Raw genomic sequence first — 23,710 nt, 5'->3', positions numbered from 1 at the left:
GCCGGCGAGGCTTCAGCCTCTGAGCCTGGAGGGACGCCCTGATGGCGCTCCCGCGATCGGGTGAAGCATCATGGATTTCGACCAGCTGACACTGACCGAGGCCGCGGACGGCCTCAGCGCCGGGAAGGTCACGAGCACCGCACTCACCCGGGAAGCTCTCGCCCGCGCCAGGGCCAACGCCGACCTCAATGCCTTCGTTACTCTGGACGAGGCCGGCGCCTTGAAGGCCGCCGCAGCGTTCGACGCGAAGGGCGACAGGAGCAAGCCGCTCGGCGGCGTGCCCGTCGTGATCAAGGACAATATCGAGGTGGCCGGGCTGCCCTGTAGTGCCGGCACCCCGGCGCTGAAGGATTACATTCCAAGGGCCGATGCACCTGTCGTGGCAAAGTTGCGCGCCGCGGGAGCGATCATCGTCGGCAAGACCAGCATGCACGAACTGGCCTTCGGCATCTCCGGCTACAACACCGCGTTCAAGACCGGCGCCGAGTTCGGCGTGCGCAATGCCTATGACCGCGCGCGGATCGCCGGCGGCTCCTCGTCCGGGACGGGCGCCGCGATCGGCGCGCGAATCGTCGCGGGCGGGCTCGGCACCGACACCGGCGGATCGGTGCGCGTGCCGGCTGCCCTGAACGGGTGCGCCTCGCTGCGGCCAACGGTCGGGCGCTATCCGCAAGACGGCATCGCGCCGATCTCGCACACCCGCGACACCGCGGGGCCCATGGCCGCAACCATGGCCGATGTCGCGCTGCTCGACCGCGTCATCGCCGGAGGCGATCCGGTCCTGCCTGCGGATCTCAAGCTGGTCCGCATCGGCATTGCCAAGGCGATGCTGGCCAATCTCGATGGCGATACCAAGGCCGCCTTCCATCAGGCAGTCGCGCTGATGAAGGCTCAGGGCATGGTCGTGGTCGAGATCGAGATGCCCCAACTGGTGGAGCTCAACGGCCAGGTCAGCTTTCCAGTCGCGCTATACGAGGCTTATGACGATCTGGTCGCCTATCTCGCACACACCGGCACCGGCCTCAGCATCGAGACGCTGGCGAAAGACATCTCGAGTCCCGACGTGAAGGGCACCTATGATGACCTCGTCATCCCGCGCAAGCTGCCGGGCCCCGACAACACGCTGATTGACGCCAAGCCGATATACGATGCCGCGATCAAGATCGCGCGCCCGGCGCTCCAAACGCTGTACGCCCACACGTTTTCCGCGAACAGGCTCGACGCCATCGCTTTCCCGACAACGCCGCGCGTCGCGATTGCCTCCAACCCTGACTCCAGCAGCCTCGAAAACTTCGGACTCTTCATCCAGAACACCGATCCCGGCAGCAATGCCGGTATTCCCGGAATTCAGATCCCGCTCGCGCTCGGCGGCACCAGCCAACTGCCGATCGGGATCGAATTGGACGGCCCAGCAGGAAGCGACCGGCACCTGCTTGCCATCGGAATGGCGCTGGAAATCATGTTCGGACGACTGCCGCCGCCGCGTCGCTCATGAATAGGGGTTGATCAGCTTCTGCTGCTCGGCGCTGTGGTGCGCGAGCAGGTCGATGAAGGTCCTGACCTTCGCCGACAGATGATGGCGATGCGGATAGACCGCGTTCATGGACAGCTCGACCGTCCGATATTCCGGCAAGAGGCGCACGAGGCGGCCGGTCTCGAGATCGTCCTGAATGAGAAAGCCCGCCATCAGGCAGACAGCGGCGCCCTCCAGCGCGACCTTCCGCAGCGCTTCTCCGCTATTGGTGACGAAGCTGCCCGAGATGCGAACGGAGGCCGGAGTGCCTTTGCGGTCAAGGAAGCGCCATTCGTCGCCAAACGGATAGTTCAGGTGCCGGCCGCAATTGTGTCCGGTGAGCTCGTCGAGCTTCTGCACCCGGCCGTGCTTCTCGAGATAATCGTGCGAGCAGCACAGCACGTGACGCCAGGTGGCAAGTCTCCGCACGATCAGGCTCGAATCCGGCGGCGGGATCATGCGCAGGGCAACGTCGTACCCCTCCTCGATGAGATCGACATCGGCCTCGCCCATGCGCAGATCGATCCTGAGTTCCGCATAGGTCGACAGCAGCTTCGCCACGATCGGCGCGACAAGCGGCACCATGTGCGTGGCGACGTGAATGCGCAGCGTGCCGCGGGGCACCGACTGCAATTCGCTCGCGATGTCGTCGGCCTGTTCGAGATCTGCGAGAATCTGGGTTGAGCGATCGTAATAGGCCTTGCCGATTTCCGTGAGGCTCACCTTCCGCGTGGTGCGGTTGAGTAGCCGCACCCCAAGCCGGTCCTCCAGCGCCTGGACGTGGTTGCTCACCATGGTCGTCGACATGTTGAGGCGGCGCGCGGCGGCGGAAAAGCCGCCGTTCTCGACCACGTGGACGAAGGCGGTGAGGCTGGTGAAGCGATCCATGGCCCAAAGCTCCAATTATCCGCGATTACTGGATAATGCTTCAAATAATTCCGGGATTATCACAACGGTCGGGACAACGCATCTTCTCCTCATCAATGCGCGCGCCCTTCGAATGGGCGACCGGGAATTCCGAGGATGTCATGTCGAACGCTTCTTATGTCTCTGAAACGGCTGCAAAAATCGGCCCGCGGCTGTCTCGACGGACAATCAATCGGGCGGCCATCGGCCTGGCGCTGATCCTCGGCATCGCGGTGGCCGGCGACTATGGCTACGACTATTTGAAGACCGGCCGGTACCTCGAATCCACAGACGACGCCTATGTGAAGGCCGATTCCACGATCGTCGCGCCGAAGGTCTCCGGCTATATCGCCAAGGTGCTGGTCGGCGACAACGAGAAGGTCAAGGCAGGCCAGCTGCTGGCCAAGATCGACGACCGCGATTTCAGGACAGCGCTCGATCAGGCCCGCGCCGACGTCGAGGCTGCCGAAGCCTCAGTGCGCAACATCGATGCCCAGCTCGAGCTGCAACAGCCGATCATCGAGCAAAGCACGGCTGACGTCGCTGCTGCGGACGCCAACCTGAAATTCGCACAAGAGGAGCGCGCCCGCTACGACGACCTCATGAAGTCGGGCTCCGGCACGATCCAGCGCGCGCAGCAGACCGACGCGGCGCTGCGCGCCAGCAGCGCGCAATTGCAGCACGCGAAGTTCGGCCTTCTGGCTGCGCAGCGCAAGATCGACGTGCTCACCAGCCAGCGCGCCCAGGCCGCAGCCCAGCTCGAACGCGCCCGTGCGGTCGCGCAGCAGGCAACGCTGAACCTGTCCTATACCGAGATCACCGCGCCGGTGGATGGCACGGTCGGCGCCCGCAGCTTGCGCGTCGGCCAATACGTGCAAGCCGGCACGCAATTGATGGCCGTGGTGCCGCTCGATGCGGTCTATGTCGTTGCCAACTTCAAGGAGACCCAGCTCACACATGTGCGGCCCGGCCAGCCGGTCGAGCTGTACGTCGACAGTTTCCGCAATCGGGCCCTGCACGGCCATGTCGACAGCCTGTCGCCGGCGAGCGGGCTGGAATTCGCATTGCTGCCGCCCGACAACGCCACGGGCAACTTCACCAAGATCGTGCAGCGCGTTCCGGTGAAGATCGTGCTCGACGACCACAGCCTCACCGGCCTGCTTCGCCCCGGCATGTCCGCGGTGCCGACCATCGACACCAAGGCGACCGTGCTGGCCGAACGCGAGACGGCCAGGCGTCTCGCCGACAACATGCTCCGGCCGAACGGCGGCTGACCCGCCGCCGGCAGGTTTGTCAAACCCTGCCGGAAGATCGTTCCAGAACGTCGTCGATTGTCGAAATCCGCATCCTGTCTCCGTACCCGAGACGAGGCTTCCATGAGCACGCTTCAACCCACCCTCGACGCCACATCCGCCGCCGCCATTCCCGCCCCCGCCGCTCCGTCGATATCGGCCAAAACCTGGATCGCGGTGATCGGCGCAACGCTTGGCGCCTTCATGGCGGTGCTGAACATCCAGATCGTCAACGCCTCGCTCGCCGACATCCAGGGCGCGATCGGCGCCGGTATCGACGACGGCGGCTGGATCTCGACCTCCTATCTAATCGCCGAGATCGTGGTGATCCCGCTGTCCGGCTGGCTGGCGCAGGTGTTCTCGATCCGCATCTATCTGCTCACCAACGCGATCCTGTTCCTGGTCCTGTCCGCGGCCTGCGCGCTGGCGCATGATCTGTCGCAGATGATCGTGCTGCGCGCCATCCAGGGCTTCACCGGCGGCGTGCTGATCCCGATGGCCTTCACGTTGATCATCACCCTGCTGCCGCGCGGAAAGCAGCCGGTGGGCCTTGCACTGTTCGCGCTGTCGGCGACGTTCGCACCGGCGATCGGCCCGACCATCGGCGGCTATCTGACCGAGAATTTCGGCTGGCAGTACATCTTCTACGTCAACCTCGTGCCGGGCGCGATCATGGTCGGCATGCTTTGGTACGCGCTCGAGGCCAAGCCGATGAAGCTCTCGCTGCTGCGCGAGGGCGACTGGGCCGGCATCGTCACCATGGCAATCGGCCTATCGGCGCTCCAGACCGTGCTCGAGGAGGGCAACAAGGACGACTGGTTCGGCTCACCCTTCATCGTCAAGCTGTCGGTGATCGCGGCGGTGGCGCTGACCGCCTTCCTGATCATCGAGCTCACGGTGAAGAAGCCACTCCTGAATCTGCGCCTGCTGGTACGCCGCAATTTCGGCTTCGGCATGCTCGCGAACTTCCTGCTCGGTATCGCGCTCTACGGCTCGGTGTTCATCCTGCCGCAGTATCTATCACGCATCCAGGGCTACAATGCCGAGCAGATCGGCATGGTGCTGGCCTGGACCGGACTGCCGCAGCTGCTGCTGATCCCGCTGGTGCCGCGCCTGATGCAGCGCTTCGACGCGCGGATCATCATCGGCATCGGCTTCGTGCTGTTTGCGGCGTCCAACTTCATGAACATCTACATGACCAACGACTACGCCGCCGACCAGCTGCTGTGGCCCAATGTCGTTCGCGCGATCGGGCAGGCACTGGTCATGGCGCCGCTGTCGGCGGTGGCAACCGCCGGCATCGAAGCCGAGAATGCAGGCTCGGCGTCGGGCCTGTTCAACATGATGCGCAACCTCGGCGGCGCCGTCGGAATTGCGATCCTGCAGACCGTTCTGACCAAGCGCGAGCAGTATCACTCCAACGTCCTGATGCAGTCGGTCTCGATTTTCGAGGAGGCGACGCGCACGCGGCTGGAGCAACTCACCCAGTATTTCGTCAATCACGGCGTCCTCGACCAAGCGGATGCCGCGCATCGCGCCTATGTCGCGATCGGTCGTATCGTGCAGAAGCAGGCCTATATCCTCGCCTTCAGCGACACCTTCTATCTGCTCGGCATGGCGCTGATCGTGGCGTTGCTCGCCGTCCTCTTCCTGAAGAAGTCCGGCCAGACCTCGGCCGGTGGCGCCCACTGACCTCAACCCAAGAAGCAAGGAGACGATCATGAAGCCTCGCATGAACTACTTCCAGGCCGCGCCCGATACGATGAAAGCGCTGATGGCGCTGGAGGAGCAGATCCAGTCGACCGGCATCGAGAAATCGCTGATCGAGCTGATCAAGATCCGGGCGTCGCAGATCAATGGCTGCGCCTTCTGCATCAACATGCACAGCGAGGACGCGCGCAAGCGCGGCGAGACCGAGCAGCGCATCTACCTGCTCAATGCCTGGCGCGAATCCCCGCTCTATACCGAACGCGAACGCGCCGCGCTCGCCTGGACCGAGGCGGTGACGCTGATCTCGCAGACGCATGCGCCGGACGACGTCTACGAACAGGTCCGCGCGCAGTTCTCCGATGAGGAGACGGTGAACCTGACCATGCTGATCGGCGCCATCAACGCCTGGAACAGGCTCGCGATCTCGTTCCGCGCGGTGCATCCGGTAAAGGTGAAGGCTTCGGTGGCGTGAGGCATCCGCAACTGTCATGCCCCGCGAAGGCGGGGCATCCAGTACGCCGCGGTCCATCGGGCCTATCACTGCCGTCACGGCGTACTGGATCGCCCGGTCAAGCCGGGCGATGACAGCGGTGGGCGTGGCTCAGACCGCAGTCGCCTTGGCGAACTCCACGTAGATCTCGCGAAGGCGCGTTGCCATCAGACCGGGCTTGCCGTCGCCGATCGTCTTGCCGTCGATGGCGACCACCGGCTGCACGAACGAGGATGCGCTGGTGATGAACGCCTCCTTGGCAGCGAGCGCCTCGGCGACCGTGAAGGACCGTTCCTCGACGCGGAGCTGGCGCTCCTCGGCAAGCGCGATCACGGCCTTGCGCGTGCAGCCCGGCAGGATCGCGTTGGAATTCTTGCGCGTGACGATGACATCGTCCTTGGTCAGGATGAACGCCGACGACGAGCCGCCCTCGGTGACGTAGCCATCCTGCAACATCCAGGCCTCGCCCGCGCCGGCTTCTGCCGCTGCCTGCTTCGCCAGCACCTGCGCCAGCAGCGCCACGCTCTTGATGTCGCGGCGTTCCCAGCGGATGTCAGGCACCGTGATGACATTGATGCCGGTCTTCGCCGCCGCCGCGTTGATGATGTCCTTCTCGGACGTGAACATCACCAGGCTCGACTTGACGTCCTCCTTGGGGAAGGGGAAGTCGCGCCCCTTGTCGGCGCCGCGCGTGACCTGGAGATAGACGAGACCGTTCTGGAGCTTGTTGCGCGCGATCAGCTCCTTCTGGAGCGCGGTGATGCGCTCGATCGTCTCCGGCAGTTTCAGCTTGATCTCCCCGACCGAACGCTCCAGCCGGGCCAGATGCGAGGCATTGTCAACCAGCTTGCCATCCAGCACAGCCGAGACCTCATAAATGCCATCGGCGAACAGGAAGCCGCGATCGAGCACCGAGATCTTGGCCTCCGAGAGCGGGACGAATGAGCCGTTGACATAGGCGATCGGGTCCAAGGCAGGTCTCCTGGCGAGATGGGGAATTTGGCGCGCTTATACGCCAGTTAGGGGGACGGATCACCCCTCTATTCGTCATTCCGGGGCGGCGCGAAGCGACGAGCCCGGAATCCATTTCGCCCGCGTTACGCCGCTGATGGATCCCGGGCTCGCGCTACGCGCGCCCCGGGATGACGATCGGTTAGTGGGAGAGAATCTTCGACAAGAACTTCTGCGCGCGGTCGCTGCGCGGCTTGCCGAAGAAGTCTTCCTTCGCCGCGTCCTCGACGATCTCGCCGCGGTCCATGAAGATGACGCGGTTGGCGACCTTGCGGGCAAAACCCATCTCATGGGTGACAACCATCATGGTCATGCCCTCATGAGCGAGATCCACCATGACGTCGAGCACCTCGCTGACCATTTCCGGATCGAGCGCGGAAGTCGGCTCATCGAACAGCATGACGATCGGATCCATGGCGAGCGCACGGGCGATCGCAACGCGCTGCTGTTGGCCGCCGGACAGGTTCGCAGGATACTTTTGCGCCTGTTCCTTGAGGCCGACGCGCTCCAGCAGCTGCATACCTTTCGCCATCGCCTTGTCGCGTGACCGGTCGAGCACCTTCTCCTGCGCGAGGCAGAGATTGTCGATAATCTTCAGGTGAGGAAACAGCTCGAAGTGCTGGAACACCATGCCGACCCGCGAACGCAGCTTCGGGAGGTTGGTCTTAGGATCGTTGACCTTGATGCCGTCGACCAGGATGTCCCCGCTCTGGAACGGCTCCAGCGCATTGACGCATTTGATCAGCGTCGACTTGCCCGAGCCGGAGGGGCCGCAGACCACGACCACCTCGCCCTTGGTGACGTTGGTGGTGCAGTCGGTCAGCACCTGGAAGCTCGGGCTGTACCATTTGTTGACGTGGCTGATTTCGATCATGACCGACACGCTCTAGCGAATGATGGCGATGCGCGCCTGGAGGCGGCGGACGCCGTAGGACGCGATACAGGAGATGGTGAAGTAGACGACTGCTGCGAACAGATACATTTCGACGAGGCGCCCGTCGCGCTGCGCCACCTTGCTGGCCGCTCCCAGGAAGTCCGTGATCGACAGGACGTAGACCAGCGAGGTGTCCTGGAACAGCACGATGGTCTGCGTGATCAGAACCGGAAGCATGTTGCGGAAGGCCTGCGGCAGCACGACGTAACGCATGCTCTGCGCGTAGGTCAGCCCCAGCGCGCTCGCCGCGGCCGGCTGTCCGCGCGAGATCGACTGGATGCCGGCGCGCATGATCTCGGAGAAGTACGCCGCCTCGAACATGATGAAGGTGATGAGCGAGGAGGCGAAGGCGCCGACGCTGATCGGCCGCGAGGCGCCGGTCACCCACTGCCCGATATAGGGCACCAGGAAGTAGAACCAGAAGATGACCAGCACCAGCGGCAGCGAGCGCATGAAGTCGACATAAATTCCGGCGATGCGGCCGAGGACCTTGAAGCCGGAGAGCCGCATCAGCGCGAGCGCCGTGCCGAAGACGAGGCCGCCGAGGGCGGCGAGCCCCGTCAGCGTCAGCGTGAACGTCATGCCCTCGAAGAACAGATAGGGTAACGCGCGGCGGATGACGTCGAAATCGAGATTGGCGAACATCGCTTATTTCCCCGTGATGTAGCCGGGGATCGCGACCCAGCGCTCGAGGAAGCGCATCGCGGTCACGACGACGGCGTTGACGAGGAGGTAGAGAATGGTCGCGGCGGTGAAGGCCTCGAATACCTGGAACGAGAATTCCTGCATCGAGCGCGCCTGTCCGGTCAGCTCGAGCAAGCCGATGGTGATCGCGACCGCGGTGTTCTTGATGGTGTTGAGAAACTCGGACGTCAGCGGCGGCAGGATGATGCGGAAAGCCATCGGCAGCAGCACGTAACGATAGCCCTGCACGGTGGTCAGGCCCAGCGCGGTTGCGGCCATTTTCTGCCCGCGCGGCAGTGAACCGATGCCGGCCTGCAGCTGCACGGCCACGCGCGCCGACATGAACAGGCCGATGCCGATCGCGGCCGTCCAGAACGGCGCGTTCGGCAGCTGCTTCAGCCAGGTGCCGGCAGCTTTTGGCAGCAACTCCGGCAGCACGAAGTACCACAGGAAGAGCTGCACGAGCAGCGGCATGTTGCGGAAGAATTCGACATAGGCAAAGCCGAACCAGTTCGCCCCCTTCGACGGCAGCGTGCGCATCACGCCGACGATCGAGCCGGTGATCAGCGCGATCACCCAGGCCAGCGCCGCGGTCTTCAGGGTCAGCACCAGGCCTGACAGCAGCATGTCGAGATAGGTGCCGGTCCCCATCGGGTTCGGCTGGAAAAAGATTCCCCAGTTCCAGTTGTAGTTCACGTGTCCCCCGCGCGAACGCGCCAGTCATGGATTTCCTGAGCGCCTATGCAAATGTCCGGCCACCCTGGTGTCAAGAGTGGCCGGACATGATCCCGATCGAAAGATCGAGGTTTTATCTTACTTGTAGTCGTCCGGGTTCGGCGAGTCCGTCGGCTTGGCGAACTCGTTCTTCAACTCGGCCGAGATCGGCGTGTTGAGGTTCAGGCCCTTCGGCGGGATCTTGCTCATGAACCACTTGTCGTAGAGCTTCTGGGCTTCGCCGGAGGTGTAGAGCGCAGCAGTTGCCGCATCGACCACCTTCTTGAAAGGCGCATCGTCCTTGCGAAGCATGATGCCGTAGGGCTCGGGCTTGGAGAACGCATCCTTGGAGATGACGTAGTCGCCCGGGGACTTCGAGCCGGCGACGAGGCTGGCGAGCAGGATGTCATCCATGACGAAGGCTACTGCGCGGTCGGTTTCGACCATCAGGAAGGCTTCGGCATGGTCCTTGGCCGGGATGATGTTGGCGCCGAGGTTCTTCGCGACGTTGGCCTCGGTGAGCTGCTTGATGTTGGTGGTGCCGGCGGTCGAGACAACGGTCTTGCCCTTGAGGTCGTCGATCGACTTCAGGCCGCTCGACTTCTTGAAGACATAGCGGCTGGCGGTCAGGTAATGGGTGTTGGTGAAGGCGACCTGCTTCTGGCGCTCGGCATTGTTGGTGGTCGAGCCGCATTCGAGGTCGATGGTGCCGTTGGCCATCAGCGGGATACGCGTCGCCGAGGTCACCGGGTTGAGCTTGACCTCGAGCTTGTCGAGCTTGAGCTCCTTCTTCACGGCGTCGACGATCTTGTAGCAGATGTCCATCGCGAACCCGACGGGCTTCTGGTTGTCGTCGAGATAGGAGAATGGGATCGAGGAGTCGCGGAAGCCGAGCGTGATGGCGCCGGTGTCCTTGATGTTCTTCAGCGTGCCGGTCAGCTCCTGGGCCCCGGCCTGGCTGACGACGAAGGTCGCGGCGAGCGCGAGCCCGATGCTACGGAAATGTTTCACTTTCTTCTTCCCCTTTCAGGATGATGCGGCCCGGATGCAAGCACAAATCGAGCCGGATTAGAATGTGACTTTCGGCTGGATCGAAGGCTCAGGTTAACGGGCCTGCGAGTGGCTTTGCTAGTGGTCTTGGCAATTCCCCGAGATCCCAGAACAGCCCGGCCATCACCGTCAAGGCCTCCTCGGTCAATGGCAGCAGGATGTGCTCATTGGGCGCATGCTGGGAGCAGCCGGGATAGGAGTGCGGCACCCAGATCGTCGGCAGGCCCAGGATCTCGGAGAACACATCATTGGGCAGCGAGCCGCCAAAATTCGGCAGCACTGCCGGCGCCTTGCCTGTGGTCTCCTTGACCGAATCCGCCGCCCATTTGATCCAGGGGCTGTCGAAATCGGTGCGCGAGGCGGCAAAGCTCTGCGCCGCGCGGACCTCGACCATGGGAAAACCCTTCTCGACCAGATGCGCGCGGATCGCCTCGATCAGCCCGTCAATTTTGGTGCCGACCACGAAACGCAGTTGCAGCACGGCATTGGCGTGACCGGGAATGGCGTTCGCCGGCTTCTCGATATTGCCCGACGACATCGCCAGCACTTCGAGCGTGTTCCAGGCATAGAGCCGCTCGGCCGCCGACAGCCCCTCCTCGCCCCAGTTCTCCGCGAGCGCCGGCTCGTCCGCGGTCGGCACCACCTGCACGTCGGCGAGATAGCTGCGGATCTGGTTGGTGAGCCGCGGCGGCTTCAAGGCATCGAGCAGGAGACGGCCGTGGCCGTCGACCAGGGTCGAGATCGCGTTGACCAGGATGGTCGCGGGGTTGGCGAGCACGCCGCCCCAATTGCCCGAATGGTTGCCACCGTCGCGCAGATTCACGTCGAGATGAATGCGGATGCCGCCACGGCAGCCGAGAAAGAGCGTCGGCCGTTCGGCGGACAGGCGCGGCCCGTCGGAAGCCATGAACAGGTCGGCCTTGAGCGCGTCGCGATTGAGATCGCAGACCTTGCCGAGATCCGGCGAGCCGATCTCCTCGCCCATCTCGATGATGAATTTCGCGTTGAAGCCGAGCTTGCCGCCGCGGGCATCACGCACCGCGCGGAGTGCCGCCATATTGATGCTGTGCTGACCCTTGTTGTCGGCGGTGCCGCGGCCGTAGAGGCGAGTCCCCGCAACCGCCGTGCGCCAGGGATCGCGCCCCTCGCGCCACTCGCCCTCCATGCCGTCGACGACGTCGCCATGGCCGTAGATCAGCACGGTCGGCGCAGACGCGCTCTCGTGATGTTCGGCAAACAGGAAGGGCGCCTTGCCGCTCGGGGATTCGACGATGCGGCTGGAAAAATCGAGCGTGGCGAAGGCCGGCTGCATCTCCTGTTCCAAATAGGCGCGCAGCTCGGCGCCGCGCGACGGATTCTGGCTTTCGGTCTTGAAAGCCACGCGACGGTCGAGTTCGGCGAGGAACGCGCCGGATTTGAAGTCGTCCCGGGCGCGGGCGATGGCGTCGGCTCTGGTCATTGCTTTCGTTTTCAAGGTTTCGACGCGGGCGAACGTAGCGGGCTACATAGGCCATCGAAAGTGGCAGGGCTTGGAGAGTTCTTGGAGTTTCTCTTGTAGTTCTCTTGGGATTTCGTTCCCGCTCGCTGGAGATTGGCTTGCCAAGCGGCGGTACCGCTGATTTTGACCTTGCCAACACCCCAACATATGCAAGAACTTCGCCAAGTTGGGGCGCACATCTATCATTCGAAGAGCGCTCAGTACAGGGCGCCGAGGGGACCAGCATGGCCAAAGAGATCAGGCTCAACGCCTTTGCGATGAATTGCGTCGCACACCAGTCACCGGGCCTGTGGACCCATCCACGCGACCGCACCGCCGACTATAACCGCCTGCCCTACTGGATCGACCTCGCCAGAACCCTGGAACGGGGCCGCTTCGACGGGCTGTTCCTGGCGGACGTGCTCGGCGTCTACGACGTCTATGGCAACAGCCCTGACGCAGCCTTGCGCAATGCGGCACAGACGCCTTCGAACGAGCCGCTGCTGCTGCTGTCGGCAATGGCAGCCGTGACCCAGAATCTCGGTTTTGGCGTCACCAGCAATCTGTCCTTCGAGCCGCCCTACCCGTTCGCACGGCGGATGTCGACGCTCGATCACCTCACCGAGGGGCGGATCGGCTGGAACGTCGTCACCGGCTATCTCGACAGCGCCGCGCGGGGCGCCGGCAAGGACAAGCAGACGGGGCATGACGACCGCTACGACATCGCCGACGAATATATGGAGGTGGTCTACAAGCTCTGGGAAGGGAGCTGGGAGGACGATGCCGTGCTGCGAGACCGCAAGCGCGGCATCTTCACCGATCCCGCAAAGGTTCATCGCGTCAATCATGAAGGCGCGAACTACCGCATCAACAACACCATTCATCTCAGCGAGCCCTCGCCGCAGCGAACGCCGGTGCTGTACCAGGCCGGCACGTCGCCGCGCGGGCGGCAGTTCGCGGCAAAGCATGCCGAATGCGTGTTCATGTCGGGACCGTCGGCCAAGGTGATCGCGCCGCGCGTGTCAGCAATCCGGCAGGAGGCCGCCGCGCTCGGCCGCAACCCGGCTGAAATCCTGATGTTCTCGATGATGACGATCATCCTCGGGCGGACCGAAGCCGAGGCGAAGGAGAAATACGCCGACTGCCGCCGCCACATCGGCCCCGAGGGCGCGCTCGCCCTGATGTCGGGATGGACCGGCGTCGATTTCTCCGGCTACGATCTCGACCAGCAGGTCCGCCACGTCCAGAACGACGCCGGCCGCAGCGCCATGGACAACGTCACCCGCGCCGATCCTGACCGGGTCTGGACCGTGCGCGACGTCATCGAGCATGTCGGCATCGGCGGCGCCGGACCGGTCGTGGTCGGCACGCCGGAGATGGTCGCGGACAAGATCGAGCAATGGTTCGAAGCGACCGACGTCGACGGGCTCAACGTCGCGTTTGCGATCTCGCCCGGCGATTTCGAGGACATCGCCGACATGCTGGTGCCGGAGCTGACCCGGCGCGGGCGGTACAAGCCGGAATACGCAAAGGGCACGTTGCGTGAGAAGCTGTTTGGCGAGGGCCGGGCAAGGCTAGGTGCGCCGCATCCGGCAGCGGGATATCGGGTGGGAGGGAAAGGGTAGCGCTCCTAGGTACGCTGTCATTCCCCGCGTAGGCGGGGAATCCAGTACGCCGCGGCATCTCGGTCGACAACAGCTGTCTCTGGAATACTGGATCGCCCGGTCGAAGCCGGGCGATGACACCGAGTGTGTCGAGATTCAGACCTTCCCGTCCACCATCACCTCGATCAGCTTGGTGCCCGGCCGGCCGAACGCCGACGTCAGCGTCGCCTTCAGCTCGCGGGGATCGCTGACCTTGATCGCCTCGCAGCCCAGTGCCTTGGCGACGCCGGCGAAATCGACAGGCGGATCGACGAAATCCATGCCGACATAATTGTCGTCGCCATGAAAGGCGAGCAGGCGCTGCTTGATGATGCGGTAGCCGCCATTGTTGGCGATGACGACGTTGAGCGGCAGCTTGTGGTGCGCCGCTGTCCACAGCGACTGGATCGAGTACATCGCGCTGCCGTCACCCGAGAAGCACACGACGGGCCGATCAGGATTTGCGATGCTGGCGCCGACCGACGCCGGCAGGCCCCAGCCGATGCCGCCCGAGGCAAGGCCGTGATAGCCATAGCGATCGCGGTGCGGCCGCAGCGCCGTGATCTGGCGGCTGGAAGTGAGGCCTTCGTCGACCAGGATGGCATGGTCCGGCATCGCCTCGATCATTTGCAGCACCAGGAAGTCCGGATCGATCGGCGCGCGGCCAGCGCTCTTGCTGATCTGCTCGACCAGCTCGGCGCGGCGCGCGGTCCAGTTCTTCGGCGCGAGCTCGGCAAGGCGCCGCTTGGCGCGTTGCGCCAATGCCTCGCCACCCATCTCCTTCAGCACAGGGATCAAAGCGCGCAGCGTTTCCTTCAAATCCGCCTTCAGCGCGATCTCGGCCCCATAATTCTTGGCGATCTCCCAGTCGACAAGACCGATCTGCACGATGCCAAGGCCATCCGGCAGCGCATCGACCTCGCTATGAACCGACATGCGCAAGGGATCGCCACCGAGCGCGATCAGCAGATCGTAAGGCGCCAGCGTATCGCGTGCGACCTTCTGCACGCGCGCGAGCGTGCCGACGAAACTCGGGCTCCCCGAGAGGAAATGCGAGCCATAGGGCGTGGAGGATTGATAGGCGGCAGCGCCCATCAGCTCGGCGAACTCGGCGGCCTCCTGCAACGCATCGCTCTTGACCACCTCGTCCATGGTGACCAGCACCGGGCGTTCGGCCTTGAGCAGACGGGCCGCAAAGGCCTTCAACGCTTCATCCGACGGTCTTGTCCGCGCATCGATGCGGGTGGACCGGCCGAGATCGATGCCGGCCTCGCTATTCAGGATGTCGCCGGGCAGCGAAATGAAGACCGGTCCGGTCGGCGGCGTCGTCGCGACCTTGGCGGCGCGGCGCACGATGCGCGGCAGGTCCTCCAGCCGCGTCACCTCGACCGCCCATTTCACCAGCGGCTCGGCCATCCGCACCAGCGGTCCATAAAGCACCGGCTCCATCAGGCCATGGCCCTGCTCCTGCTGGCCGGCCGTGAGGATCATCGGCGTGCCCGTGAACTGGGCGTTGTAGAGCGAGCCCATTGCGTTGCCGAGGCCGGGCGCAACATGGACGTTGCAGGCGACGAGCTTGCCCGAGGCGCGGCTGTAGCCATCGGCAATCGCGACCACCAGGCTCTCCTGCATCGCCATCACATAGGTGAGATCGGGATGATCCTTGAGCGCGTGCATGATCGGCAGCTCGGTGGTGCCGGGATTGCCGAACAGATGCGTGATGCCCTCGTCCTTGAGCAACGCGAGAAAGGCGGAGCGGCCGGTGATCTTGTTCTTCATGTTTCCTCCAGGAGCGGACGTTGCCGCAAGGGCTGAAGGCATGATGGCCGAAGTCCTGGGAAGTGCGCAAGGAAGCGCGGTCATGGCTGCGTTGCGCGGGAGAGGCAAACTACGCTCTCGTGTCCCGGACGCGACGCAACGTGCAACGTTGCGGCGCAGAGCCGGGACCCACCTTTAGCGAGGTTGCCGATGCATGAGCCCCGGCTCAGCAGCGCACCGCCGAAGAGGCGCTGCGCTGCGTCCGGGGCGCGAGAGGTGAGTGCGCGGCCCGCGCTACATCTCCTCCCGCCCCAGCTCGAATGGATCCTCGCCGCCCGCGCGCTTCTTCTTTTTCGAGCGCTGCCACACCACGCCCGGAAACCCCTTCAGTGGCACCAGCGGCTCGCCGGTATAGGCCCATTCCTGCAGCTCTTCGATGGCGATGTGATAGAGCGGCTGGCGGCCGGTGCGCTCTGTGAACAGCGCGCGGGGGATGTTGACCATGTGCGGACCGCGCGGACGCTCATAGGCGATCGGCGTACCGCAATGCGAGCAGAAGCTGCGCGTGGTCTTCGTGGCCTTGTCCTCATAACGCGTGAGCGAGGACTTGCCGGATGTGATGCGAAAGCGCTTCTTCCAGCTTCCGACATAGGTGGCGTAAGCCGCGCCATGGGCGCGGCGGCTGGCGGCCGAGTGATCGTGCCAGGCCCAGCGCGCGGGAACGTCGATCTCGAAGGTGACCTTGCCGCAGAGGCATTGGCCGGTGGCTGTACCTGCGGCGGCTGCGGCTTTGGCCATGGCGGCTCTCTCCGTCGTCATTGCGAGTGCAGCGAAGCAATCCAGAGTGCCTCAGCGGAGAGATACTGGATTGCTTCGCTGCGCTCGCAATGACGGAATTTGTGGTGGCGGTCGCGCAACAAATCAACGTCGTCATTCCGGGGCGATGCGAAGCATCGAGCCCGGAATCCATCCCACGTCTAGGTAATGCGGCCCGATGGATTCCGGGTTCGCGACTTCGTCGCGCCCCGGAATGACAGATCAGGCGGGCGTCAGTTCGTCATACACCGGATAGTCCGTATATCCCTTCTCCTCTCCACTATAGAACGTCGCACGGTTGTACGGCGTGATTGGATAGTCGTGCTCGAGACGGCGCGGCAGATCGGGATTGGAGATGAAGATGCGGCCGAAGGCGATGATGTCGGCATGCCCGTCGGCGATCGCCGCATTCGCGGTCTCGCCGGTGAAGCCGCCGGCGGTCATCAGCACGCCACTGTAGAACGGACGGAACAGCACCATTGCCGAGGGCACGTTGTCCCAATGGACGTCGGCGCGGCCGGCGCCGCTGGAGCGCGGTTCGATGAAATGCAAGTACGCGAGGCCAAGCTTGTCGAGCGCCTTCACGACATGGGTGTAGAGCGGCATCGGATCGGGCTCGCCGGAATCATTGGCGATGCCGTGCGGCGACAACCGCACGGCGACGCGGTTCGCACCCCAGACGTCGATCGCCGCCTGCGTGACTTCGAGCAGAAGGCGCGCGCGGTTCTCGATCGAGCCGCCATACTGATCGGTGCGCTGGTTGCTGCGCGACTGCAGGAACTGCTCGAGCAGATAGCCGTTGGCGCCGTGGATCTCGACGCCGTCGAAGCCCGCGGCGAGCGCGTTCCTGGCACCTTGCCGAAACGCCTCGACGATGTCCTTGACTTCCTCGGTCTCCAGCGCGCGCGGCGTCTCGTAGTCCGCAATCTTGCCGTCGGCCGTCATCGCCTTCACGCCTTCCGCCCTGATCGGGATGGCGGAAGCCGAGACCGGCAGCGCACCGCCGTGGAAGGAAGAATGCGAGACGCGGCCGACATGCCAGAGCTGGAGGAAGATGATGCCGCCCTTGGCGTGCACGGCATCGACCACCTTGCGCCAGCCCGCGATCTGCGACTCCGAATAGATGCCGGGTGTTGCCGGATTGCCGCGTCCGTGCGAGAGCACCGGCGAGGCCTCGGCGACGATCAGGCCGCCTTGCGTTGCGCGCTGGCCGTAATATTCGGCGTTCAGCGGCCGCGGCGCAAAGCTCTCGCGCTCGGCCCGCATGCGCGTGAGCGGCGCCATCGCGACGCGATGCGCGAGCTTGTATGGGCCGACCTGCAACGGTTTGAACAACGCCGGAAATTTCATGCTGGCACCGATTTTCTATGGAAGGATGCTGATCATATAGCATGGGGCGGCCGCCGGAAAAGGCGCCGCCCCACAAGAAGCAGGTATTCTCCCTCGCGGAATGCGACGAGGAACAGACCCTACGCCGTCTTGATCCAGACGGCCTTCACGTTGAGATATTCCTCGACATGCTGCTTGCCGGACTCGCGGCCGTAGCCGCTCATCTTGTAGCCGCCGAACGGCACGGCCGGGTCCATCGCCTGGTAGCAGTTGACCCACACCGAGCCGGCGCGCAGGCGCTTCGCCACCGCATGGGCCTTGCTGACATCGCGCGTCCACAGGCCGGAGCCAAGGCCGAACGTGGTGTTGTTGGCGCGCTTGACCAGCTCATCCATGTCCTTGAAGGCGATCGCGGAGATCACGGGACCAAAAATCTCCTCCTGCGCGATGCGCATGTTGTCCTCAACGCCCGCGAACACCGTCGGCGAGACGAAGAAGCCCTTCGACAGCGCGCCTTCGGTGACGCGTCCGCCGCCGGCGAGCGCCTTTGCGCCCTCCTTCTGGCCGATGTCGAGATAGCCGGTGACGCGCTCGAGCTGCTGCTCGGAGACGAGCGGTCCGATCTGCACGTTCGGATCGAGGCCGTTGCCGACCTGCAGCTTCTTGCCGAACTCGGCGACGCGGCCGACGAATTCGTCATAGATCGACTGCTCGACGAAGAGGCGCGTACCGGCGCTGCAGATCTGCCCCGAATTGGCGAACACCGCCATCGCCGCACCCGGCACGGCTGCGTCGAGATCGGCATCCGCGAACACGATATCCGGAGACTTGCCACCGAGCTCGAGCGAGACGCGCTTGAGGTTGCCGGCGGAGGCACGGATGATCGACTGACCCGTGACATGCGAGCCGGTGAAGGCGACCTTGTCGACGTCATGATGCGAGGCGAGCGCGGCGCCCGCAGTCTCGCCATAGCCGGGCACGACGTTGATGACCCCGGGAGGCACGCCCGCTTCCATCGCCAGCTCGGCGATGCGCAGCGAGGTCAGCGGCGCCTCCTCGGCGGGCTTGAGCACCACGGTGCAGCCGGTCGCGATCGCAGGGCCGATCTTCCAGATCGTCGCGGTCAGCGGCCCGTTCCAGGGAATGATGGCGCCGACGACGCCGATCGGCTCCTTCAGCGTGTAGGAGAAGATCTCGCCGGGCAGCGAGTTCTCGATGGTCTCGCCGTGGATCGCCGTGGTCTGGCCGGCGTAATAGCGCAGCATGCCGACGGCGCGCAGGCGGTAGGCGCGGGTGCGGCTGAGCGGCGCGCCCATGTCGAGCGTGTCGAGCTGCGACAATTCGTCGAAATTCTTCTCGACGAGGTCGGCGAGCTTCAAGAGCAGATTCTGCCGCTCGAACGGCTTGACCTTGCTCCAGGGGCCTTCGAAGGCGCGGCGGGCGGCAGCAACCGCACGATCGATGTCTTCCTTGTCGCCTTCGGCAACGGTTGCGAGCAGCTCGCCTGTGGCGGGATTGTGGGTCTCGAAGCGCTTGCCTGAGGCTGCATCGACCCACTTCCCGTCGATCAGCATCTGCTTGTAAGATCCATTTGCAAACGGATGGCGCGTGATCGGAATAGCCTGCGACACAGCCATGGCTGCACTCCCTGTCAGGTGATTGATTGGCTCGATCTGGGCGGGATCGTTTGATCGAGGATACAGCCGTGCCCGTTAGGCGTAAAGGCAGCGCAGGACGAAGACCTCCCATGCCGACTTGTGCAGGGTCGGACTGTTGCCATGTTATAGCTCGACCGAGAGCCCTCCACGGAGACAATCCATGCCACATCCCGCAATCGTCAAAGACAATGTTGCCGTGATCACAGGTGGCGCATCCGGCATCGGACTTGCCGCCGCCACCGCCTTCGCGCGCGCTGGAATGAAGGTGTGCGTCGCGGATGTCGACGAGACACGGTTGGCAGAGGCTGCAACAAAACTGTCATCCATCACGGCTGCCACAGACGTGATGACCGCGTCCGTGGATGTCAGCACGGTCGAGAGCGTGACGGAACTGGAGCGTACAGTACGCGAGCGGTTTGGCGGCACCGACGTCCTCATGAACAATGCCGGCATCCAGCCCGGAAGCACACTGTTCGGCGAACCCGACAATTGGCAACGTATCATCGGCGTCAACATGTGGGGCATCATCAACGGCTCGCGGATCTTCGCCCCCGGCATGATCGCGCGCGGCAAACCGGGCCTCATCATCAACACCGGTTCCAAGCAGGGCATCACCACGCCGCCGGGCGACCCCGCCTACAATGTCTCGAAAGCCGGCGTGAAAGCATTCACCGAGGCGCTCCAACACGAGCTGCGCAACACGAAGGGCTGCCACATCACAGCACATCTGTTGATCCCGGGTTTCGTCTTCACCGGCCTGACCGCAAAGGGACGGACCGAGAAGCCGGCCGGCGCCTGGACGCCGGAGCAGACGGTCGATTTCACGCTGGCGCGGCTGGAGGCCGGCGATTTCTACATCCTGTGCCCGGACAACGACGTGCCGCGCGCCCTCGACGAGAAGCGCATGCTCTGGGCCATGGGCGACATCGTCGAGAACCGCCCGCCGTTGTCGCGCTGGCACCCGGACTATGCCGATGCGTTCAAGAGGTTCGTGGAAGGACAGTGACTGTGGTGAGAAGCGCGGAAACGCGCTTCTCGGAACCATGCCAGCCCGCTCATGGGCTCGGCCCACGATCCTTCGAAACGCCGCGCGAAGAGCGCGGCTCCTCATGACGAGGAGCCGGAGCGCGACAGCACAGTGAAATCAGGGGGCCCGGCTACAACGTCTCTTGCTTATGCCCACACTGCTTGCAGGCGAACTTGACGCGGGTTTGACCCTTCTCCGCCTGCACCCGGTTCGGCGCACCGCACTTGCCGCAGACCGCCTCGATGCGGGTCGTGCCCTGCTTGACGACGATGGTCTTCTTTTCCATCGATTCGCGGATCAGGCGTTCAGCCTCCTCGCGCAGGGATTGTTTCGACAAAGCTCGTCTCCGCCTCAGGAAAGCGCGAGAGCCATATCGCACCTGCGTTCGAAGCACAATGCGTGATGAGACGGCTGGCCCCATCGACCGCATGCGAGGTGGCCCACAGCCGCGGGGGAGCGGCGGAGGCCCATTGCTCCGTCGCTACTCCATTGCCGGGACGGGCTCAAGCCGCCCCCGCCAGACCAATCTGGAACGAAATCCGAATTTTGAGATGACTAGGAACGAACATTCCAAGGGCCCGTTGTCGCCGTAGTTTCCCTCACAGCGCGAGCCGTCCCATGTATCACCACGTCAAGAAGCTGATGTTCACCGTGCGCGTCGACGAACCCGATCCGCGCTTCGGCAATATGCTCCTCGAGCAGTTCGGCGGCGCCAACGGCGAACTTGCGGCCGCGATGCAATATTCGATCCAGGGGCTGAATTGCGAGGATCCCGACCGCAAGGACCTGTTGATGGACATCGGCACCGAAGAGCTCAGCCATCTCGAAGTCGTCGGTTGCCTTGCCCGGATGCACCTCGCGCCTTCGAAGAACGACCGCCAGGCGGCCGAAGCCGATCCGCTGATTGCGATTGCCGGCGGCGGCGGCGTCAATCTGTTCAATTCGCAAGGCAATCCCTGGACTGCCGACTACCTCAAGATCACCGGCGAACTCGACGTCGATCTCCGCAGCAACATCGCCGCCGAAGCACGGGCAAAGATCGTCTACGAACGACTGATCAATTTCTGCGACGACGTCGGCAGCAAGGACGCGCTGCAGTTCCTGATGACGCGCGAGATCACACATATGAAGGCGTTCGCGCGAGCCCTCGAAAGCCTGTCCAAACCAGCCTTCAGCATCGGCCGGATCGCGCCGACGCCTGGCCTCGTGAACCAGTATTTCAACGACTCCACCGGCAGCGGCGACCACGGCGAAATCGACACCCGTGGTCCCTGGAACGAAGGCGAAGACTGGGTATTCACGGAATCGCCTGCCCTCCAGTCTTCTGATCCCGGCGCACCCCCATCAATCGTCACGGAGAGTTCGCCACTCGTGGACGAGTCCGGCCTGACTGAGCTCCTGCTCCATGAGCTGCGCGACATTCTCCATGCCGAGAAGCAGCTGACCAAGGCGCTTCCCAAGATGGCCCAGGCCGCGCGGTTCGATCAGTTGCGGGAGCTGTTCGAGCAGCATCTGGCGGAGACCGAGAGCCAGGTCGAGCGCATCAACGAATGCTTCGAGCTGCTCGGCGAGAGCGCTCGCGCCAAGCCGTGCAAGGGCATGATGGGCCTGATCGAGGAAGGCCAGGAAGTTATGAAAGAAGGTGAAGAGAAGGAGGACGCAGCGGCCGACCTCGCGCTGATCTCGGCGGCTCAACGCGTCGAGCATTACGAGATGTCCGGCTACACCACCGCGCGCAACCTTGCGCAGCAGCTCCGGCACAGCGCCATCGTTGCGCTGCTCTCCAAATCCCTCGCCGAGGAAGAGAATGCCGATCTCCTGCTCAACCAGGTTGCGCGGTCGCTGATGTCGGTCGCGAAGATGCCTGCCGCGCTGGAGCAGGCCGAATAGGCCGCACCCAGCGCGATACGCAGATGCACGGCGTTCAACCGCCCCTCGCTTTCGCGCGCGGGGCGGTACGCGCTGTCTCAAGCGCACTTCCAGTTAGTGAGACGGCTCGCGCCTGCTCGGCCGGGAAGCCTCTTTCCAGCCGCGCTTCGCTCGCGCGCAGCATGGCCGCGTCGAGCTTGCCCTGCCGGGCTCCATCCAGAGCGCAAGTGAAAATGCGGTAGAACTGTGCGCCGTCATAAGCGACCAGCAGCAGATCGACGCCCGCATTGATGGCCTCGACCACGGCCTTGCAGACGTCATTCTGATAGATCGCGCCCATCACGAGGTCGTCTGTCATCACCACGCCCTGGTAACCCCACTTCTGGCGGATGATGCCCTCGACGACGCGCTTCGAATGCGAGGCGGCGCGATCCGGATCGACGGCGGTGAGCGTGACATGGCCTACCATGAGCGCGCTGCGCGAATGCGACAGCCACCTCTCGGAACGGGAGCCAGTCAGCCGCCTCCAGCTCCTTGACCGGCGTATCCAGATTGGCGCTGACCATGAGCAATGACGGCGAGCCGATCTCGGCACCGAACCGCGACCGGATTTTTGATGCCTTCTTCATCACCCGCCGGGACCAGGGCGGCACCGGGATGGGGCTGGCGATTGCGCGTGCGGTGATGGCAAGCCATGGCGGCTCGATCAGGCTCAAGCCGACTGATGACGGCGTCGCCTTCGAGCTCAAATTCCCTGCAGCCTAGATCGCGAACACCCAGGCGGCAACGATGGCGCCGATGGTGACGAGACCAGCGATGGTCCAGCCCGCGGCATATTCAAGCTCAGGACGACCGTTCGCCCGCATGATCTCGACCGGATCGGCGGTATGCTTCTCTGCCATGACAGCCTCGCACGTTTCTTCCCGCGTCCTAGATAAGTCGCATCAGCCGCCATTAGGTTCCATCACGGAAGTGCGAGGCATGACGCAGCTTGGTTTGTTCGCCGAACCGGAAGCAGGCCCTGCGGGGCTTCGCTATGCGGACAACTTTATCGATGCCGCGGTCGAGCAGGACTTGATCGACCGCATCGCAGCATTGCCGCTCCAGCGCTTTCAGTTCGGCGCGTTCGAGGGCAACCGCCGCGTGGCATCGTTCGGCTATCGCTATGACTACGCGCTGCGGCGGCTGGCCGCGGCGGAGCCGATCCCGGACTGGCTGCTGCCCGTCGCGCGTCAGGTCGAGGCATGGGCGCGGCTGCCGGAGGCCAGCGTCCGGCAGGTGCTGTGCACCGAATACGAGGTCGGCGTCGGCATCGGCTGGCACCGCGACAAGCCGCACTTCAAGGAGATCCTGGGCCTGTCGCTCGGCTCGCCCTGCAAATTCCACTTCCGCCGCCGCAACGGAGACGGATGGGAACGCCACACGCTCGAGGCCATGCCGCGCTCGCTCTACATGATGGACGGCGAGGCGCGGTCGCAATGGGAGCACAGCATTCCGCCGGTCGAGGCGCGCCGCTACTCCATCACCTTCCGGACGATGAAGCGGACCTGACAGGCCGGCCCAACAAAAATGCGAAAACAACCCCATGCACAGTAGGAAGCCATGTCCGGTGCGGGGCTGGGTGGCGCCGGGCAACGGCTTGACGGATCGAGATAAAGTGGCCGCGCCGCGCAATCGTCGCGCGGCCCGCGAACTTGCGGTCCAATCGGGTTGCTTGCCGGACCGTAGCCCGTTCCACCCCGGCTGCCTGCCGACCAAGGGTGCCGTGAATTCGCCTCAACGTCAGCTGACTAATGAGGCGAATTGAAAAGACAGGCCAAATCGGCAAG

At 64.1% G+C, this 23,710-nt stretch carries 21 protein-coding genes and 2 pseudogenes; 9 read left to right on the top strand and 14 right to left on the bottom strand.

What is annotated here, in order from left to right; genetic code table 11:
* Positions 1 to 70: 70 nt before the first annotated feature.
* Positions 71 to 1,495, top strand: coding sequence for an indoleacetamide hydrolase (iaaH, locus tag ACSHT2_RS24600; protein WP_440637088.1), 1,425 nt, complete (start codon positions 71 to 73; stop codon positions 1,493 to 1,495).
* On the opposite strand, the gene ACSHT2_RS24595 is transcribed toward iaaH, so the two are convergent.
* Entirely contained in the window at positions 1,490 to 2,401 is a 912-nt protein-coding gene (locus ACSHT2_RS24595; RefSeq protein ID WP_028180577.1) for a LysR family transcriptional regulator, read from the bottom strand. The genes iaaH and ACSHT2_RS24595 overlap by 6 nt on opposite strands.
* Before the next feature lie 140 nt (positions 2,402 to 2,541).
* On the opposite strand from ACSHT2_RS24595, the gene ACSHT2_RS24590 reads away from it, so the two are divergent.
* From ACSHT2_RS24590 to ACSHT2_RS24580, 3 genes are all read left to right on the top strand, one after another.
* Positions 2,542 to 3,693, top strand: a complete 1,152-nt coding sequence (locus tag ACSHT2_RS24590) for an HlyD family secretion protein (RefSeq protein WP_440637086.1) — start codon at positions 2,542 to 2,544, stop codon at positions 3,691 to 3,693.
* Between the two features lie 102 nt (positions 3,694 to 3,795).
* Complete coding sequence (locus tag ACSHT2_RS24585; protein ID WP_440637084.1) at positions 3,796 to 5,403, top strand: MDR family MFS transporter; 1,608 nt, start codon at positions 3,796 to 3,798, stop codon at positions 5,401 to 5,403.
* Between the two features lie 28 nt (positions 5,404 to 5,431).
* Positions 5,432 to 5,893, top strand: a complete 462-nt coding sequence (locus ACSHT2_RS24580; RefSeq protein WP_239620970.1) for a carboxymuconolactone decarboxylase family protein — start codon at positions 5,432 to 5,434, stop codon at positions 5,891 to 5,893.
* Between the two features lie 129 nt (positions 5,894 to 6,022).
* Here ACSHT2_RS24580 and ACSHT2_RS24575 read toward each other — a convergent pair whose 3' ends face one another.
* The 6 genes from ACSHT2_RS24575 to ACSHT2_RS24550 form a co-directional block, all read right to left on the bottom strand.
* Positions 6,023 to 6,883 carry a D-amino-acid transaminase gene (locus ACSHT2_RS24575; protein ID WP_440637082.1) on the bottom strand — a complete coding sequence of 287 codons (861 nt, stop codon included), beginning with the start codon at positions 6,881 to 6,883 and terminating at the stop codon, positions 6,023 to 6,025.
* Positions 6,884 to 7,064: 181 nt separating this feature from the next.
* Positions 7,065 to 7,796 carry an amino acid ABC transporter ATP-binding protein gene (locus ACSHT2_RS24570; protein ID WP_319338138.1) on the bottom strand — a complete coding sequence of 244 codons (732 nt, stop codon included), beginning with the start codon at positions 7,794 to 7,796 and terminating at the stop codon, positions 7,065 to 7,067.
* Between the two features lie 12 nt (positions 7,797 to 7,808).
* On the bottom strand, positions 7,809 to 8,501 hold the full coding sequence (locus ACSHT2_RS24565) for an amino acid ABC transporter permease (protein ID WP_271531822.1): 693 nt from the start codon (positions 8,499 to 8,501) through the stop codon (positions 7,809 to 7,811).
* A gap of 3 nt (positions 8,502 to 8,504) precedes the next feature.
* Positions 8,505 to 9,236 carry an amino acid ABC transporter permease gene (locus tag ACSHT2_RS24560; protein WP_124163096.1) on the bottom strand — a complete coding sequence of 244 codons (732 nt, stop codon included), beginning with the start codon at positions 9,234 to 9,236 and terminating at the stop codon, positions 8,505 to 8,507.
* 117 nt (positions 9,237 to 9,353) lie between these two features.
* Positions 9,354 to 10,265, bottom strand: coding sequence for an amino acid ABC transporter substrate-binding protein (locus ACSHT2_RS24555; RefSeq protein WP_440637078.1), 912 nt, complete (start codon positions 10,263 to 10,265; stop codon positions 9,354 to 9,356).
* 88 nt (positions 10,266 to 10,353) lie between these two features.
* Positions 10,354 to 11,763 (bottom strand): M20 family metallopeptidase, encoded by a 1,410-nt coding sequence (locus tag ACSHT2_RS24550; RefSeq protein WP_440637076.1) that lies wholly within the window; start codon positions 11,761 to 11,763, stop codon positions 10,354 to 10,356.
* 263 nt (positions 11,764 to 12,026) lie between these two features.
* Here ACSHT2_RS24550 and ACSHT2_RS24545 point away from each other — a divergent pair, with 263 nt between their 5' ends.
* The gene (locus tag ACSHT2_RS24545; RefSeq protein ID WP_440637074.1) at positions 12,027 to 13,406 is read left to right on the top strand and encodes an LLM class flavin-dependent oxidoreductase; all 1,380 of its coding nucleotides are present in this window, start codon (positions 12,027 to 12,029) and stop codon (positions 13,404 to 13,406) included.
* A gap of 135 nt (positions 13,407 to 13,541) precedes the next feature.
* Here the strand turns inward: ACSHT2_RS24545 and ACSHT2_RS24540 are convergent, their stop codons facing one another.
* From ACSHT2_RS24540 to ACSHT2_RS24525, 4 genes are all read right to left on the bottom strand, one after another.
* Positions 13,542 to 15,203: a thiamine pyrophosphate-binding protein gene (locus tag ACSHT2_RS24540; protein WP_440637072.1), complete on the bottom strand. Its 1,662-nt coding sequence runs from the start codon at positions 15,201 to 15,203 to the stop codon at positions 13,542 to 13,544.
* A 273-nt stretch (positions 15,204 to 15,476) separates the two neighbouring features.
* The gene (locus tag ACSHT2_RS24535) at positions 15,477 to 15,980 is read right to left on the bottom strand and encodes a GFA family protein (RefSeq protein WP_440637070.1); all 504 of its coding nucleotides are present in this window, start codon (positions 15,978 to 15,980) and stop codon (positions 15,477 to 15,479) included.
* Positions 15,981 to 16,220: 240 nt separating this feature from the next.
* Positions 16,221 to 17,348, bottom strand: coding sequence for an alkene reductase (locus ACSHT2_RS24530; RefSeq protein WP_440637068.1), 1,128 nt, complete (start codon positions 17,346 to 17,348; stop codon positions 16,221 to 16,223).
* A gap of 119 nt (positions 17,349 to 17,467) precedes the next feature.
* Positions 17,468 to 18,964, bottom strand: a complete 1,497-nt coding sequence (locus ACSHT2_RS24525; RefSeq protein WP_271531808.1) for an aldehyde dehydrogenase family protein — start codon at positions 18,962 to 18,964, stop codon at positions 17,468 to 17,470.
* 181 nt (positions 18,965 to 19,145) lie between these two features.
* Between ACSHT2_RS24525 and ACSHT2_RS24520 the strand changes: the two genes are divergently transcribed.
* Positions 19,146 to 19,991: an SDR family NAD(P)-dependent oxidoreductase gene (locus tag ACSHT2_RS24520; protein WP_440637065.1), complete on the top strand. Its 846-nt coding sequence runs from the start codon at positions 19,146 to 19,148 to the stop codon at positions 19,989 to 19,991.
* Between the two features lie 151 nt (positions 19,992 to 20,142).
* On the opposite strand, the gene ACSHT2_RS24515 is transcribed toward ACSHT2_RS24520, so the two are convergent.
* The gene (locus ACSHT2_RS24515) at positions 20,143 to 20,349 is read right to left on the bottom strand and encodes a hypothetical protein (protein WP_028180482.1); all 207 of its coding nucleotides are present in this window, start codon (positions 20,347 to 20,349) and stop codon (positions 20,143 to 20,145) included.
* 281 nt (positions 20,350 to 20,630) lie between these two features.
* On the opposite strand from ACSHT2_RS24515, the gene ACSHT2_RS24510 reads away from it, so the two are divergent.
* Positions 20,631 to 21,902 (top strand): DUF892 family protein, encoded by a 1,272-nt coding sequence (locus ACSHT2_RS24510; protein WP_370119079.1) that lies wholly within the window; start codon positions 20,631 to 20,633, stop codon positions 21,900 to 21,902.
* A 34-nt stretch (positions 21,903 to 21,936) separates the two neighbouring features.
* Here ACSHT2_RS24510 and ACSHT2_RS24505 read toward each other — a convergent pair.
* Positions 21,937 to 22,441 (bottom strand): annotated as a pseudogene (locus ACSHT2_RS24505) (glycoside hydrolase family 3 N-terminal domain-containing protein); the annotation flags it as partial.
* Here ACSHT2_RS24505 and ACSHT2_RS24500 point away from each other — a divergent pair.
* A pseudogene (locus tag ACSHT2_RS24500) lies at positions 22,428 to 22,646 on the top strand (sensor histidine kinase); the annotation flags it as partial. The pseudogenes ACSHT2_RS24505 and ACSHT2_RS24500 overlap by 14 nt on opposite strands.
* On the opposite strand, the gene ACSHT2_RS24495 reads toward ACSHT2_RS24500, so the two are convergent.
* Positions 22,643 to 22,783 (bottom strand): hypothetical protein, encoded by a 141-nt coding sequence (locus ACSHT2_RS24495; RefSeq protein WP_440637063.1) that lies wholly within the window; start codon positions 22,781 to 22,783, stop codon positions 22,643 to 22,645. The pseudogene ACSHT2_RS24500 and the gene ACSHT2_RS24495 sit on opposite strands and share 4 nt — an antisense overlap.
* A 79-nt stretch (positions 22,784 to 22,862) precedes the next feature.
* Between ACSHT2_RS24495 and ACSHT2_RS24490 the strand changes: the two genes are divergently transcribed.
* The gene (locus ACSHT2_RS24490; RefSeq protein ID WP_440637061.1) at positions 22,863 to 23,432 is read left to right on the top strand and encodes an alpha-ketoglutarate-dependent dioxygenase AlkB; all 570 of its coding nucleotides are present in this window, start codon (positions 22,863 to 22,865) and stop codon (positions 23,430 to 23,432) included.
* The last annotated feature ends 278 nt before the right edge of the window (positions 23,433 to 23,710 follow it).

The organism is Bradyrhizobium sp. PUT101 (assembly GCF_052043945.1).
Classification (GTDB): Bacteria; Pseudomonadota; Alphaproteobacteria; order Rhizobiales; family Xanthobacteraceae; genus Bradyrhizobium.
Note: the sequence above shows the minus strand (reverse complement) of the source record. Positions and strands in the feature narration are given on the sequence as shown.

Coding starts and splice junctions, on each gene's coding strand:
- iaaH (WP_440637088.1), top strand. CDS start 71: ATGGATTTCGACCAGCTGACACTGACCGAGGCCGCGGACGGCCTCAGC.
- ACSHT2_RS24595 (WP_028180577.1), bottom strand. CDS start 2,401: ATGGATCGCTTCACCAGCCTCACCGCCTTCGTCCACGTGGTCGAGAAC.
- ACSHT2_RS24590 (WP_440637086.1), top strand. CDS start 2,542: ATGTCGAACGCTTCTTATGTCTCTGAAACGGCTGCAAAAATCGGCCCG.
- ACSHT2_RS24585 (WP_440637084.1), top strand. CDS start 3,796: ATGAGCACGCTTCAACCCACCCTCGACGCCACATCCGCCGCCGCCATT.
- ACSHT2_RS24580 (WP_239620970.1), top strand. CDS start 5,432: ATGAAGCCTCGCATGAACTACTTCCAGGCCGCGCCCGATACGATGAAA.
- ACSHT2_RS24570 (WP_319338138.1), bottom strand. CDS start 7,796: ATGATCGAAATCAGCCACGTCAACAAATGGTACAGCCCGAGCTTCCAG.
- ACSHT2_RS24565 (WP_271531822.1), bottom strand. CDS start 8,501: ATGTTCGCCAATCTCGATTTCGACGTCATCCGCCGCGCGTTACCCTAT.
- ACSHT2_RS24550 (WP_440637076.1), bottom strand. CDS start 11,763: ATGACCAGAGCCGACGCCATCGCCCGCGCCCGGGACGACTTCAAATCC.
- ACSHT2_RS24545 (WP_440637074.1), top strand. CDS start 12,027: ATGGCCAAAGAGATCAGGCTCAACGCCTTTGCGATGAATTGCGTCGCA.
- ACSHT2_RS24540 (WP_440637072.1), bottom strand. CDS start 15,203: ATGAAGAACAAGATCACCGGCCGCTCCGCCTTTCTCGCGTTGCTCAAG.
- ACSHT2_RS24535 (WP_440637070.1), bottom strand. CDS start 15,980: ATGGCCAAAGCCGCAGCCGCCGCAGGTACAGCCACCGGCCAATGCCTC.
- ACSHT2_RS24530 (WP_440637068.1), bottom strand. CDS start 17,348: ATGAAATTTCCGGCGTTGTTCAAACCGTTGCAGGTCGGCCCATACAAG.
- ACSHT2_RS24525 (WP_271531808.1), bottom strand. CDS start 18,964: ATGGCTGTGTCGCAGGCTATTCCGATCACGCGCCATCCGTTTGCAAAT.
- ACSHT2_RS24520 (WP_440637065.1), top strand. CDS start 19,146: ATGCCACATCCCGCAATCGTCAAAGACAATGTTGCCGTGATCACAGGT.
- ACSHT2_RS24510 (WP_370119079.1), top strand. CDS start 20,631: ATGTATCACCACGTCAAGAAGCTGATGTTCACCGTGCGCGTCGACGAA.
- ACSHT2_RS24495 (WP_440637063.1), bottom strand. CDS start 22,783: ATGGCAGAGAAGCATACCGCCGATCCGGTCGAGATCATGCGGGCGAAC.
- ACSHT2_RS24490 (WP_440637061.1), top strand. CDS start 22,863: ATGACGCAGCTTGGTTTGTTCGCCGAACCGGAAGCAGGCCCTGCGGGG.